Consider the following 14,609-nt stretch of genomic DNA (forward strand, 5'->3'; position numbering starts at 1 on the left):
CCCCCCCCCCCCCCCCCCCCGACTGCCAACAGAGAGGAGGAAGAACGGCGTGGCAACGACCGCCCAATGGATTTTTGAAAAGGCCATGAACCTGATGGACGAGGTGAACGAGTCCACTGGTGCCACCGACACGGCGGATACCCGCGAGTATAAAAACCGCACAATCCCCATTCTCAACATACTGCGGGTAGAGTGCTTTCCGGCCTCGGATACCTACCGGGTGACGGAGCCGGGCAAGCGGCCTATCTGCCCGGAGATTGCGGACTTTGACACCCCGATCGGGCTGGACGACGGTATTTGCCAGGGCGTTCTTCCCTATGGGCTGGCGGCCCATCTGCTTCTGGATGAAAATCCGGACGTGGCCGCCTACTTCAACCAAAGGTATGACGAGCTGCTGGAGGAGTACCGCAGTGCGATTCCGGCGCAGGCGGAGGACATCGAGACCATGTACGGCGGGATTGAGTACGGATGCTTCGGGAGGTGGTGACGTGGCGAACATTGTCAGCACCAGTGAGACCAAAATCTATCAGATTAAGAAGTGGCTTGGCCTGAACGAGTCTCCCGACGGCGACACACACATGAAAATGGGAGAGGCCGCCGAGATGCGCAATTTCCGCATTACCGCCGAAAACCATCTGCAAATCAGGCCCGGCTACGGTCTCTTGGCGGAACTGTCCTCCGGGAACCCGGTCCGAGGGATGTGGAGCGGCTACATCGCGGGGAAGCACCATGTTCTGGCGGCCTGCGGCGGACACCTGTGGGACTTGGATCTGGAGGAGCACACGGCGGCGGACAAGGGGGCCATCCACGACAGCCAGACCTCCATGTTTGGCTTTTCCGATAAGCTCTACATCCTCACCGGCACGGAATACTATTCCTGGGACGGTGAGGGGGCCCCGGCGGCGGTGGAGGGATACATACCCATTGTCACTACTGCGGCCCCGCCCACTGGCGGCGGCACGCTTCTGGAGCCGATGAATCTGCTGACAGGGAAGAAGAGGGCGGAGTATTCCCCGGATGGCGAGGCCAAGGAGTTCCAGCTCCCTGAGAACAAGCTGGACGAGGTCATCTCGGTGGAGGGCACCGAGATCAAGTATACGGCAGACCTGGAAAAAGGAAAGGTGACCTTCGACTCTGCGCCGCCAAAGGGTGTTAACACAATTACCTTTACATGGCGAAAGGGCACGGGAGAGCGGGCCAAGGTAACCGGAATGCGGTTTGCAGAGCTCTACAACGGCGAATCGGACAGCCGGGCATTCTTGTATGGAGACGGCACCAACGAGGCGATTTTCTCCGGCCTGGACGAGAACGGGCAGGCGTCGGCAGAGTATTTCCCGCAGTACAACACGGTGGCGGTGGACAGCGCCAATACACCCATTACCGCTATGATACGCCACTATGACCGCCTACTGATCTTCAAAACAGACTCGGCCTACTCCTGTTCGTACTCCACCCTTACCCTGGGGGACGGCAGTGTGTCGGCGGCGTTCTACACTTCGTCGCTGAACCGCTCCATCGGAAACGCGGCACCGGGCCAGGCAAAGCTGGTGGACAACAACGCCCGCACAGTCTACGGGCGTTCGGTCTACGAGTGGTCACTGGCGGCCAACTCCGTCCGCGACGAGCGCAATGCCAAGCGGGTCTCTGATAAGGTGGCCGCCACCCTGGGAGCGTTTGATCTGACGCAGGCCATTTGCTTTGACGACGAGTGGAACCAGGAATATTACATTTTCTACGGCGGGCAGGCCATCGTCAACAACTACCAAAATAATTCCTGGTACTTTTACGACAATCTTCCGGTAAACGCCGTGGTGGCCGTGGAGGGCACGCTCTATTTCGGGACGCTAGATGGCCGGATCATGGAGTTCTCCAGGGAGTACCGGAATGACAACCTTGAGGACATCAACGCATACTGGGAGAGCGGTTCCATGGATTTTGACCTGGATTGGAGGCGTAAATACTCCTCCACCGTCTGGACAGCCATGAAGCCGGAGAGCCAGGCCATTGTGACGCTGACGGCGGAGTCCAACGTCAAGTCGGAGTACCCGGACAAGATTGTCTCCGCCGGTCTGGCGACCTTCCTGAACATGAGCTTTGAGCACTGGAGTTTCGGCACCAACCGGAAGCCGCAGCTCATTCGCTCCAAGCTGAAGGTGAAGAAGGTAACCTACTACAAGCTCATTATCCGCAGCAAGTCTGCCTCCGCCACGGCGACCGTGCTTTCCGTGGATTTGCAGGTGCGCTACACCGGAAACGTGAAATGAGGTGCTTTTGTGGCAATCACACCTTTTGAAAAGGACATTGAGATCATCCAGAAGCTGGACGACGAACCCAACGACGTACAGGGCCTTACCCCGGAGGAGCTGAAAAAGCGATTCGATCAGGCGGCTATCTGGCTCAAAGAGTACATCAACGGGACGCTGATCCCCGCCATTACCGGGGACGGCGGCACCGGCGGCGCGTCCAACATTGGCGCGGCGGTGGATGACTTCCCCGGCGAGACGGTGCAGGAGGTGCTGGACGCCTTCAACGACGCGCTGACCGACCGCTATACTAAGTCTGAGACAAACAGCTACGTGGGCCAGGAGACGGAAAACCTGGTGGAGACCGTGCATGTGGATCTGACCACCGGAGTGATTACCGTCACCAAGAAGGACGGCTCCAAGGAGACCTTCGACACGGCGCTGGAGAAGGTGCCTGCCACCATGGCCCTGGTGGACGAGGAGAGCGGCACCTATCTGGTGATCACCAACGTGGACGGCAGCCAGACCAAGACGGATGTTTCCAAGCTGATCGACACCTACACCTTCCAGAACTCCGCCGAGGTGGCCTTTTCCGTGGATGGGAGCGGGAACAATAAAACGGTGACGGCCTCCATCCGCCCCGCCTCCATCGGCCTGGATCGCTTTACTCTGGAGGTTACACAGAAGCTGGAGCAGTACAACGCCACCAGCAAGGCCAACGCCGACGCGGCGGCGGCCTCCGCCCAGGCGGCCAAGGCCAGCGAGACCAACGCGAAGGGGAGCGAGACGGCGGCGTCCGGGAGTGCGTCCCAGTCTGCACAGAGCGCCGGAGCGGCATCCGGCAGCGCATCCCAGGCCGCGCAGAGTGCAGGGGCAGCGGCGGCCAGTGCGGAGAGCGCACAGAGCAATGCGGCCCAGGCGCTGGCGGCGAAGAACGCGGCGGAGGCCAGCGCTACACTCTCTCAAAGCTGGACCGAGGGTGGCACTGGAATCCGGGAGGGTGAGAATACCAATAACGCCAAATACTGGGCGGGTGTAGCGCAGGGCGCGGCAGGCGGCGGCGTGACGACCTTCAACGGACGCAGCGGAGCCGTGGTTCCCGCCAAAGGTGACTATACCGCGGAAATGGTAGGGGCGAGGCCGGAAAGCTGGATACCGTCGGCGGCAGATACCGGGGCGGTTCCCATCACCGAGAAGGGCGCGCCCAATGGGGTGGCGACGCTGGGGCAGGACGGGAAGCTGCCCCCCTCGGAGCTGCCGCCGATGGACTATGACCCGGCGGGCAGCGCGGCGGCGGTGCAGAAGGCCCTGACCGCCCACACCGGGAACAAGAACAACCCCCATGCCGTCACGGCAGAGCAGGTGGGGGCTCTTGCAAGTTCCGGTGGAGTCATGTCCGGGGCAATTAGCATGAGTGGTCACAAGATAGCCAATCTGGCCGCTCCTACTGACCTAACGGACGCCGCTAACAAGCAGTACGTAGATGCACAGGTGGGATCCTCCCGCGTGGTCATGGGAACGTACATTGGCGATGGTGCTCCTAGCCAAACAATACAATTAGGCTTTACGCCCAAAGCAGTATTGGTTTGCCAAAACGGTATACTTAGCCGGGGATACCAAAATCATTACGCCGAAGGGTTGGCGCTTGATGGATATCCAGCCGCAGAGGTCAATAGCAATGTAGTGAGCGTTGTAGAGGGTGGATTCCAAGTATTTGACGGGACTAGCGCCAATCACAACGGCCGTACCAATGTCGCCAGCCAGAAATATTATTATTTGACTTGGAAATGAGGTGAACTGAAATGACAATTATCAAAATTAACCCGCTGGAAAGCGGCCAGCACCCGATCCAGAGCCAGAGCGGGCGGCGCGCCTGCTGGCTGGATGGCTACATAGAGGTGCCCGCCCACCTCCATGACGCGGTGTGGGCGACCTATGGCTGGTGTGACCTGGACATCCAGGGGGACAAGCTGGTGGGCATCACGCCTACTGAGCGGCCTCCAGAGCCGGAGCCGGAGCCCCAGCCGCCCCTCGCAGAGGACATCACTCTGGACATGCTGGCCGAGCACGAGGAACGGCTTTGTATGCTGGAACTCACCGCTGCCACATGAGAAAGGAGACGCCATGACAACCGTATACAACCTCTGCAAGCTGCTCATCCAGAAGAACCGAACCGATGGCCTCCAGGAGAAGATGGATGTCTACCTGGCCGCCGACCGGCTCACCCCGGAGGAGTACCAGGAGCTGGCCGGGCTGCTTGCCCCAGAACAGTAATCAACAGCGGGATCGCTGGATAAAAGGATGTGAATCAAATGAGTAAGATCATTACATATGTCCCGCTCTCGTCCGTGGAGCGGATTGAGCTGAGAGTCACCAACTGCCGCAAGACGCTCTCTCAGGTCAAGGCTGAAACAAAGGCCCATTACGTGCTCAATGGCGGCATGTGGAACCCAGACGGCTCGGCCTGCCCGCTGCTCAAGGTGGGCGGGGTGATGCGCTCCGGTACGCCCTGGAGGGCGGTGGGCTACGCCTGGGACAAGGGCCCGGACATCCACATGACCTCCGAGTACGAGGGAGCGGCCAACTTTATCGCGGTGACTGCCCTCATTTCCTCCGGCAAGCCGGTGGATAAGCCCTCCTACGGCTCGGCCCAGGGAGGCAAGCGGGGGCGCAGCGCCATTGGCCTGCGGGGTGGCAGTCTGGCCCTCTATTGCTCTGGCGATGGGACCGGAGACGCAGCCACGCCGGAAACTCTGCGGGACGAGCTGGCCGGGCTGGGCTGGTCCTCCGCCGTCATGCTGGATGGGGGCGGCTCCAGCCAGTGTGACTTTGGCGGAGAGCGCATCACCGCCAGCCGCAAGGTGCACAACTGGATTTGTGTCTGGCTCAAACAGGGCGGCCAGAAGCCGCCGGAACAGGAGGACAAGCCTATGCGCAAGCATACTGTATGCCTCGACCCCGGACACGGGCCGGGCAACGTCAACGGTTCCCCGGACGGCGCCTACAAAGAGTGGGAGTTTACGTGGGACATGGCCAAGCGTATCAAACCGCTTCTGGAGGCCCAAGGGGTGGGCGTGGTGCTCACCAAGACGGCGGACAACTACCCCGGCCTCACGGAGCGGGCCAACATCAGCAATAAAGCAAAGCCGGATTGCTTTGTGAGCATCCACACCAATGCTGGACAGGGGAAAGGATGGTCGAGCGGATCTGGGCTTGAAATCTACACCAGCGCCGGGCCCATGACGGCCTCCCGCAATGTGCTGGCCTCCAAGCTGGTCAACGCCTTCCACGCCGCCGGGGTTTCCCTGAGAAGTGAACCTATCAAGCATGAGATGTATACCGTGCTCGCCAAGACGGACGCTCCCGCCTGCCTGATTGAGTACGGCTTCCATACCAATAAGATCGACGTGGAGTATCTCAAAGATACCAAGTATCGGGACAAGCTGGCCGAAGCCACCGCAAAGGGCATCTGTGAGTTCCTGGGCGTCGCGTGGCAGGCCGAACCGGGGACAGATTATGCGGAGGACACCCCGGACGTTTGGGCCGCTGAGGCGTGGGAAAAGGCCAGGGACAAGGGCGTACTGGACGGCACCCGGCCCCGCGATAATATGACCCGGCAGGAGCTGGCCGTCGTACTGGAGCGCTTAAACCTATTGAGCTGAACAAGCTGGAAAGGAGGACGAAATGGCAAGCATCAAGGATTTGCAAGACCAGATGAACAAGAACTCCCAGGCGTGGCATGGAGCCAATAAGGCCGAGCAAGACCGCCTGCACAAGGAGAACGAACGCCTGCAAAGCCAGATTGACAGCATGACGGGAGGAAGCTCCACCTTCAATCCCGGTACTGGCAAGTGGACAACCACGGGTGGCTCCAGCGGCTCCAAGGGAAGTTCTTCCTCCGGGAAAGGAAGTTCAGGCGGGGGGAGCTCGGGAAAGGGGAACAGCGCCTCCGGGGTAGGAGTAAACACCGGAATCCAGCAGCAGATTAAAGACCAGATGAATCAAAACTCAAATGCCTGGTGGGGGGCCAGCGACGAGGAAAAGAAGCGGCTGGAGGAGGAAAACAAGTATTTGTCCGGCCTGTTGAACCAGAACGGGGGGAACGTCAGCTTTGACCCGGTTACAGGTACTTGGAGCGGCAGCGCGGGTGGATTGACAACGCCGCAGCTTCCTCAAGTTGAGGACTATTCCAACTATCTGGAGGAGATGTATGCGGCGCAGAAGCGGGCCGCTTTGGCGCAGATTAACAACGCCTACCAGCAGAACGTCAATGCAATCAACCGGGCGGGGGAGGGTGTGGACACCCGGTATCAGAACGCCCGGAACCAGGCGGCAGGGGCCAGTGAGCTGGCAGCTCGTAACTTCAATGAGTATGCGGCGGCGGCTGGTTTGAACTCCGGCGCGGGCGGCCAGGCCGAGCTGGCCCGCAACGTAGCCTTGCAGAATAACCTGAACGAACTGAGCACAGCGGAAGCGCAGACCTACGCAGACCTGGAACAGCAGATGGCGAACGCCGAGGTGGAGTACAACAACGCCATCGCGGAGGCGGAGGCCAACGGCGACGCCGCTCTGGCGGCGGCCTTGTATCAGGAAAAGGTGCGTGTCCAGCAGGCAAACATGGAGGCTCTGATGCAGCAGTATCAGATGGATCTCCAGAATCAGCAGCTCCAATATCAGCAGCAGCAGGATGCAGCCAGTTCAGCTCTGGCCGAGCGCCAGCAGATGGCCCAGTACGGAAACGCCTTTCTTGAGATGGGGCTTATGCCCTCTCAGGAGATGCTGGACGCCATGGGCATTACGGCGGCGGATGCACAGGCGTATATCAATCAGCTTTCGCTCCAGGCGTCCCTCACGGCCGCGGGAGGCCGGAGCGGAAATGCCGGGAGAGGTACTGGAGGAACTACCGGCAGTGGCACCGTCGAGAACGTATCCGCCCCAACCTCTAACGCAGGAGGTTCGGTTGGTGGCAGCCAGGTGCAGGGGAACAATTCAGAATGGAGTGGAATCGACATGTCCAGCGTGACGGCGCTCGGCTATGGGCCGGTCAGCAGGGCCTACCTGGAGCAGATGGTGGATAGTGGACAGGTGGAAGCATATCAAGATCCTGCTACCGGGCTGATCAAATTCCGGCGCGGAACCACTTCGACAGTCCCTTCCCGGCCCAGTTTCGGTAATATTCAGTCCTTGATTTAGAGGTGCCCTTATGGCGAAGCTGTCAGAGCTGCAATCCAAGGTAACAGGGAGCGCAATCAATGTTGACCCGCTTGGGAAAAAGCGGCCGACAACGCAGACGGTTTTTAACACCTTGCAGCAGAGTGTATCACAGAGCGCTGCCCCGTCTCCACGTATCAGTAAAACCACAGCTCCCTCCTCTTTGCCGGAGAGCAAGGGAAAGAAGGTCACACTTCCGACAGTTAAGCAGAAAACCAACCCCCTGACCACCCCAGCCAAGAGTGGATTTTTTGAAGGTCTCAGTATTTTGCCGTCTTCTGCGGATGAACTCATTAGTCCATACGCATGGGGACGGGCTGGTACCGCTCTTTTAGGGGCGGCGGAAGGGGTTACAGACTTCATCGGCAGCGGCTTCTATAAGGGAGTGCAGGGGATCAGTTCTCTTGGTGGCCTGGCTCCCAACCCGGTATCAGAGTGGGCCGGCCGAAACGCAGATGCTTTTTTAGATAACAGTATAACGCAAGACCTGGAGCAGAAACTGGCGGAGAAGTACAACCCCAGCCAGGGCGCGCAGAACGTGACGGGTATCGGGCAGACCGTGGTGCAGATGCTGCCCGGCATCGGCGCGTCCAAGGTCGTGTCCGCAGCAGGGAAGGGGCTCAACGCGGCCCAGGCGCTTTCCCGCGGGGAGAACGTGGGCCGGGCGCTGTTCGGCATTCAGGCGGCGGGCAACGCGGCCAGCCAGGCCAAAGCGGAGGGGGCGGACACCGGGCGGGCGCTGGCCTTTGGCGCGGCCTCTGGGGCCCTGGAGACCGCCATTGAGGGCATCGCGGGCGGCATCCCCGGCCTGGGCGGCGGAAAGGTGGGGAAGATTGCCGAGGCAGTCAAGGCCAGCCCCCTGGTCAGCCGGGCCCTGGATATCGCAGGCGAGGGCGGCGAGGAGGCGCTTTCCACCGTTCTCACCCCTTATTTGCAGCGGGCTATTTATGACCCGGACGCCCCCAACGCCACACCGGAGGAGATTGCGCAGAGTGCCATCATGGGCGCGGTGGCCGCCGGAGTGCTCCAGGGCGGCCTAGAGCTGCCGGGGGCGATTTCTAATGCGGCGTCCGACATCAGAACCACCCGGAGGGCTATCGGGAGCAACGAGGACATTACCCAGAGAGCCACCGCCAATATCCAGGCGGGTCAGAACATGGCCCGGTATTCCAGCGGAAATCCGCTGGCCGTTACCTTACCGACGGTCGAAGAGGCCAAAAGTGGCCTCTTCCTGCCCGGTTCCCCCGCCTATCAGCAGGCGGATAACCGCATGCCGGGCGAGCAGGTTATCCGGGCGGAACTTCCTGGAGCTGTGCAGAAAAATGCAGATGTGGAACCTCTTGTTTCAATAGATAATATACGCCGGTATCAATCTGCAATCGACGGCGTTTTTATGGGCACGCTTCCTACTGGCGCCGATATCGTGCTCGGGCAGACGCCATCCATTCTCGCTGAGTATGGAGCGCCTGCGCTTGATCTGCACATGCGGCAAAGCGTCGCAAGGAAAATTGCATATCCATCCGGATATATGGGTGGAAAGCATAATCTTGGGCTATCAGCGCTTAAAAATCTCCCTTATCAACTTGCAGACCCCATTGCAATTATAGAGAACCCGCAAAGCAATTCGAGAGGTCTTGCGAGTAAGATCGTTCTTACAGAATGGAACGATTTGGACGGAAAACCTGTTATTATTCCGATCCACCTAAATGCACAGGGTGCAATTGATGTTCAAAACGATGTTGCATCTGCATTTGGGGCGGATTATATCCAAAGAATCATTGGTAATAATGGCGAAAATGTGCTGTATACAAAAAATAACGAGGACATTTATCAGCTTCTTTCCAAAGGGCGTCCAGTGCCCCAGGCGATGGCTGATGATGTCCTCGCTAGAAACAGTATACCCCCAGCCGGGCAGGATGTCAACCTACAGCAGGGCGATCGCGGTGAAACACAGGATACGCCCAGGGAGGGGCCTGGGCCTGCCTTTGAGACAGGCCCGGAGAGTTCCGTCGGCGCAGCTCGGAAGGGCTTCGACCCCTGGTCGGAGTTCCAGGGCACCAAGAGCGAGTTCTTCCCCGAAGGGGCCAACGCGGCCCGACCGGTGGACGTGCCCACCACCGACCCGCAGGGGCGGCCCATCCGCAAGACCGCCTCCACCGCCATGGGGGCAAAGGCTATTCCCGACGAGGCGGTGGGCGACATTCAGAACATGGTGCTGCGCGGGGAGCTGTCCTATGACCGAGTGAGTGACAGGGCTTCCATTGACCGGGCCGTGAAAACCATTGAGATGAAGGGATATCAGCGGGCGCTGGAGGAGTTCTCCACCCAGGTGCGCAAGGGCTTAGTTTCCAAGGACATTGCCACCCTGGGGCAGCAGCTTCTGGTGAATGCAGCCAACGCGGGAGACGGGAAGGCCACGGCGGAGTTGCTTTCCCTCTACGCGCAGATGGAGACCACCGCCGGGCAGGCAGTACAGGCGGCCTCCATCCTGCGCAAGCTGGCCCCCAGCGACCAGCTTTACGCCGCCCAGCGCGTGGTAATTGAGCTGGAAAAGGCCATCCAGAAAAACTACAAGGATCTGGAGATCACCATCGACCCGGCGTTGATTGAGGAGTTCAACCAGCAGACCGACCAGACGGGCCGGGACGCAGTGCTGGATAAAATCAAGGATAACGTGGCCGCCCAGGTGCCCGCCACATGGCAGGATAAATGGAACGCCTGGCGGTACATGGCGATGCTCTTTAACCCCAGGACGCATATCCGAAATGTCGTAGGCAACGTCGGATTTCAGCCGCTGCGCTGGACAAAAGACCGGGTGGCGGCAACCATCGAGGCGGGGGTCTCCAAGGTCAGTGGCGGAAGGCTGGGACGCACCAAGTCGTTCGCGGCCAATCCCGCGCTCTATAAGGCGGCGTGGGCGGACTGGACAAATGTGCAGGACGTGCTTTCCGGGAATAAGTATGACGACATCAGGAGCGACATCAACAGCCGACGGAGGATTTTCAAGACACTGCCGCTGGAGGCAGCCCGCAAGGGGAACTCATGGGCGCTGGAGGCGGAGGACGCCATTTTCAAGCGCATCACCTATGCCGACGCCCTGGCCGGATACCTCCAGGCAAACGGCGTGACGGCAGAGCAGATGCGGAACAACACGGTGGACGCGCAGCTTCTCAGCCGGGCGCGGGACTACGCAGGGCAGGAAGCGCTAAAGGCAACCTATCAAGACCGAAACGCGGTGTCGGATTTTGTCTCCACTCGATATCAGGGCAAAGGGAGAAAGGTTGTAAACTCTGCGATAGACGCAGTGCTTCCGTTCCGACGTACCCCAGCCAACATCCTTGTGCGGGGCCTGGAGTACAGCCCGGCGGGGCTGGCTAAGGCACTGAGCTATGATCTGGTGAAGGTGAAGAAGGGTGAGATGACGGGAGCGGAAGCCATCGACCACATTGCCGCCGGGTTGACCGGCTCTGGCCTCATGGCCCTGGGCGCATACCTGTTTGCCCAGGGGATTGTCACCAGCGGCGGCGGGGACGACGAGGGGCAGGACACCATAAACGATCTGACGGGTGTTCAGAATTACGCGCTGAATCTGCCTGGCGGCGGGAACGTCACGCTGGATTGGCTGGCACCAGAAGCCCTGCCCTTCTTCATGGGCGTGGAGCTGATGGATTCCATGGGGCAGGGGGGGAACACGGCAGAGAGTATTTACACCGCCCTGAAATCCATCTCCGACCCCATGCTGGAGCTGAGCATGCTCCAGTCTCTCAACGATATCATCGACAGTTGGTCTTTTGCGGATAACAAACTGGGGGCGTTGCTTTCCTCCACTCTAATCAGCTACTTTTCCCAGGCGGTGCCCACTGTGGGCGGCCAGATTGAACGCACCGCAGAGGACAGGCGCATGACCACCTACACCGACAAGAACCTGCGGTTGCCAACCGACCTCCAGTATGCCATCGGGCGGGCCAGCGCCCGGATTCCAGGCTGGGACTACCAGCAAGTGCCCTACATCGACGCCTGGGGGAGAGAGGAGAAGAACGGGACGCTGCCCATGCGGGCCATGAATAACTTCCTGAATCCGGCCTATACCTCTAGCATGCAGGTGACGGACGTAGACAAAGAGATTCAGAGGCTCTACAGCCAGACTGGGGATGGCTCCGTAGTACCGGAGCGGCCGCAGAAGTACATCACGGTGGACGGCGAGCGGGTGGATCTGACCGGGGAGCAATATGTGGAATATGCCACGAAGCGAGGGCAGACACAGTTTAAGCTTCTGGAGGAATTGCTGGACAGCAGCCTGTACCGAAGCCTTGGAGACGAGGAGAAGACCCAGGCGGTGAGCAGCGTGTATAACTACGCCGATATGCTGGGGAAGGCTGCGGTCAGTGATTATCAGCCGGAAGATTGGGTAGCGGAGGCCCAGAACGCAAAGAAAGAATTGGGCATTTCGACATCGGAATATCTTCTGCTGCGTGGGCAGTATGGGGGCTCTCTCCTCAGCGGAAAGAAGGTGCGGGAGGCATATCAGGCCGGTATGCCGGCACAGGACTATCTGCACTGGGCCGTCCAGGAAAAGGATACGGACGGAAGTGGAAGGACGAACCAGGCTGAGACCATCGCCGCCATTGAAACCAGTGGCTTGAGCCAGGAGGAAAAGGATGTGCTCTATGCCGTGGAACAGGTATCGGATGCAGGGCGCCGGAAATGGGAGCGGGCACGAGACTGGGGCCTGAGTGTTGAGGACTACCAACGATATTATGCTATCTATTCCGGAGACGGAAAGAAGGAGGAAAAGCTGACAGCATTGCAAAGGGCCGGTATGACTGCGGCCCAGGCAAACTATTTCTGGAGCCTTATGAGCAAGAATTAGAAAGGAAGGTACTTACCATGAAAGAACGACTGTCCAGACTGCTGACCGTGAAGTCCATCGTCACCCTTATTCTGACGGTGGTATTTGCTTATCTTTCCGCCAGTGGGATGGTGGGCATCGACCAGTTCCTTACCGTGTTCACCGTTATCATTGCGTTCTACTTCGGAACACAGGCCGAGCGGGCACAGGGGAAGGGGGCGTGACCGATGTCGGAGCACGAGTGCAGCGGGACGGACTGCGCTTCCCTCGTCCGCATCAAGGCACTGGAGAGGACGCTGGAGGACGAGAAGAAGGAGCGCTCACGCTCTCACGAGAAGATCTACAACCGCCTTGGGGCCTTGGAGCGTGGTATGACGGCTGTTACCACCCAGTACAGCCAGATCATTGCACAGCTTGCCACCATGTCCGCTGATATAAACGCCCTGAAAGAGAAGCCGAACAAGCGCTGGGAGACAGTGATCACGGCCATCATCACCGGAGTGGTTGGATTCCTCTTGGCCAGGCTTGGAATGGGGTAAAGGCATGTCAATGGCCCGCGTGCGGTTCCAGGAGCGTTTCTGACCTCAGAAATGAAGCTGGCAATCCAGAAGGCGAACTGGGGCTGATAGCACGAGAAAATGGTGGATGATGTGGCCCACATAAGGGTCATGCTCGACCAATACAGGCTATAAAGAAAGCGCAGGGGTCAACGCCCCTGCGCTTCTTGTTCGGCTTCGACCTGTAGTTTTTGCCAGGCGGCCCGACTGATATTGTAGACGGTTTGACGAGAACACCCCAGCTTGGCGGCGATAACTGGCTTGGATTCTCCGCGCATCAGAGCCAGCAGCACCCTTCGCTCCCGGCTTCTGCGGGGGAACAATTTATAAACCAGAGCAAGAAAGTCCTGGTCCTCATAGGATTGGAGAGCTGCAATGTTCTCCTCGGATGGAATGTCCTCCTCTAGAGAGTCATCCGGGTGTATTGAGCGTATGTAATCAATGATGTTGCAGCGGATGCAGCGGCGGGCTAGAGGCTCAAAGGGACGGTTTCCGTCCCACCTTTTGGTTGCTTCCCATAAACCGATCAGACCATTTTGTAGGGCGTCTTCGTCTTTAGCTGCCTCATTGGAGACAGAATAGGCCACGGAGCGTACCAGATAGCGATATTTGATAATAAGGGCCTCCTGCTCTGCACGGTTCAAGGGCTATCCCTCCTTCGGCGGGTCTGGGAGAGGCATCCAATGCGTAACCTCCATTGACCCTCCACCCATCTTTAGACCTGGTGTATAAACTTTTCCATCTTCCAGTCTAAACATCCAGTTTCTGAAGCCTGTAATAACGGTTAATCCGTCGGTAACTAAGACCATCTCATTTTCTTTTTCCGGCAGCCTCTCCTTGACGCTGATCCACTCGCTCATGCTGTCCGCCCTCCCCGTCGTGGATGGAGTCGATTATCTCGTCCAGCTTGACATTTTCGCAGACGTGCAAGGAGGGGAACAGCGCCGTATCTAACGTTGCAATAACAAATTTGTTGTTCAACACCTTAATGCAAGGGTCACATTCATTGAGGCTGTCTGCCTCTGGGTACAGCAGTCTGATAGCCTCAGCCCTCTCCACCTCCTGCTGCGTCCAGCGGGGCTTGCGGATGATGCGGTCGGGGTGGTTGATAATTACAACCAAATCATCCTCATTGTAGCAAGGGATCCAGAGATCTCCCTTCTTATAATATCGCTTCCCGTCTGCTCCAATTTTTAATGTGCCTCTATTTACCTGATTTGCGCCGAAATCGTATGTAAATTCTTCGTCTACCTCAACCCCCAGAATCTCGCAAATTCTCGGCTTGTCCATGTTGGCCTCCTCCTTGATTTTCAGGTACTTTTCGATGGCTTTTCCAAAAGTTAATGTATCATCCTCCACCACCTCGTACCCCATCAGGCGGGCGGCTTCATATGGGTGCTTGTCGACCCATTCAGTGCAATCATGACTCTGCCTTGCGGCTTCAACCGGACAATTTATACAGCCCTTATACTGCCCGCAGAAAGTGGTATCCTCATATGTATTTTCAATTACTTCCCCCGTCTCAGGGTTACGAAACTTCATGGGCGGCCTCCCCCTTTGTGTATGGCACCCAGCAGCTTCCGTCCTCTTCCCTGTACTGGCATCCCTCGTTCTCGTCCCAGGAGCAGCAGGGGCCTCTGTGAGCACAGTCGCAGCACATACCTTCTATGGCGTTGGTTTCCTTATGTTTTGCCGCCTCCGGCATATCATCCTCCACCACCTCGTAGCCCATAAGACTGGCGACTTCGT

General features: G+C 58.6%; 14 protein-coding genes. 10 read left to right on the plus strand and 4 right to left on the minus strand.

Features of this window, described 5'->3' with window-relative positions; genetic code table 11:
- The first annotated feature begins 49 nt into the window (after window positions 1-49).
- The 10 genes from ACESY8_RS17155 (at window position 50) to ACESY8_RS17200 (ending at window position 12,842) form a co-directional block, all read left to right on the plus strand.
- The gene (locus ACESY8_RS17155) at window positions 50-487 is read left to right on the plus strand and encodes a hypothetical protein (protein ID WP_035300189.1); all 438 of its coding nucleotides are present in this window, start codon (window positions 50-52) and stop codon (window positions 485-487) included.
- Between the two features lies 1 nt (window position 488).
- Window positions 489-2,264 (plus strand): hypothetical protein, encoded by a 1,776-nt coding sequence (locus tag ACESY8_RS17160; RefSeq protein WP_196011523.1) that lies wholly within the window; start codon window positions 489-491, stop codon window positions 2,262-2,264.
- A gap of 9 nt (window positions 2,265-2,273) precedes the next feature.
- Window positions 2,274-4,034, plus strand: coding sequence for a hypothetical protein (locus ACESY8_RS17165; RefSeq protein ID WP_498794890.1), 1,761 nt, complete (start codon window positions 2,274-2,276; stop codon window positions 4,032-4,034).
- Between the two features lie 11 nt (window positions 4,035-4,045).
- Window positions 4,046-4,354, plus strand: a complete 309-nt coding sequence (locus ACESY8_RS17170; RefSeq protein ID WP_498794891.1) for a toxin-antitoxin system toxin subunit — start codon at window positions 4,046-4,048, stop codon at window positions 4,352-4,354.
- A 13-nt stretch (window positions 4,355-4,367) separates the two neighbouring features.
- Window positions 4,368-4,517, plus strand: a complete 150-nt coding sequence (locus ACESY8_RS17175; RefSeq protein WP_007489690.1) for a hypothetical protein — start codon at window positions 4,368-4,370, stop codon at window positions 4,515-4,517.
- 38 nt (window positions 4,518-4,555) lie between these two features.
- Window positions 4,556-5,905, plus strand: coding sequence for an N-acetylmuramoyl-L-alanine amidase (locus tag ACESY8_RS17180; protein ID WP_498794892.1), 1,350 nt, complete (start codon window positions 4,556-4,558; stop codon window positions 5,903-5,905).
- Between the two features lie 22 nt (window positions 5,906-5,927).
- Window positions 5,928-7,436, plus strand: coding sequence for a hypothetical protein (locus ACESY8_RS17185; protein WP_154024629.1), 1,509 nt, complete (start codon window positions 5,928-5,930; stop codon window positions 7,434-7,436).
- Window positions 7,437-7,992: 556 nt separating this feature from the next.
- On the plus strand, window positions 7,993-12,324 hold the full coding sequence (locus tag ACESY8_RS17190; protein WP_498794893.1) for a MuF-C-terminal domain-containing protein: 4,332 nt from the start codon (window positions 7,993-7,995) through the stop codon (window positions 12,322-12,324).
- A 17-nt stretch (window positions 12,325-12,341) separates the two neighbouring features.
- Complete coding sequence (locus ACESY8_RS17195) at window positions 12,342-12,527, plus strand: hypothetical protein (protein WP_021630112.1); 186 nt, start codon at window positions 12,342-12,344, stop codon at window positions 12,525-12,527.
- 3 nt (window positions 12,528-12,530) lie between these two features.
- Window positions 12,531-12,842: a hypothetical protein gene (locus ACESY8_RS17200; RefSeq protein ID WP_021630113.1), complete on the plus strand. Its 312-nt coding sequence runs from the start codon at window positions 12,531-12,533 to the stop codon at window positions 12,840-12,842.
- A 167-nt stretch (window positions 12,843-13,009) separates the two neighbouring features.
- Here the strand turns inward: ACESY8_RS17200 and ACESY8_RS17205 are convergent, their stop codons facing one another.
- From ACESY8_RS17205 to ACESY8_RS17220, 4 genes are all read right to left on the minus strand, one after another.
- Entirely contained in the window at window positions 13,010-13,504 is a 495-nt protein-coding gene (locus tag ACESY8_RS17205; protein WP_195484621.1) for a sigma-70 family RNA polymerase sigma factor, read from the minus strand.
- Window positions 13,505-13,507: 3 nt separating this feature from the next.
- Window positions 13,508-13,720, minus strand: coding sequence for a DUF551 domain-containing protein (locus tag ACESY8_RS17210; protein WP_498794894.1), 213 nt, complete (start codon window positions 13,718-13,720; stop codon window positions 13,508-13,510).
- Window positions 13,671-14,402 carry a hypothetical protein gene (locus ACESY8_RS17215; protein ID WP_498794895.1) on the minus strand — a complete coding sequence of 244 codons (732 nt, stop codon included), beginning with the start codon at window positions 14,400-14,402 and terminating at the stop codon, window positions 13,671-13,673. Before ACESY8_RS17215 ends, ACESY8_RS17210 begins: the two co-directional genes overlap by 50 nt.
- A partial coding sequence (locus ACESY8_RS17220) for a hypothetical protein (protein ID WP_498794896.1) occupies window positions 14,389-14,609 on the minus strand: 221 nt, incomplete at its 5' end. The genes ACESY8_RS17215 and ACESY8_RS17220, both read right to left, overlap by 14 nt.

This window comes from Clostridium sp. ATCC BAA-442 (assembly GCF_964239415.1).
Classification (GTDB): Bacteria; Bacillota; Clostridia; order Oscillospirales; family Oscillospiraceae; genus Flavonifractor; species Flavonifractor plautii.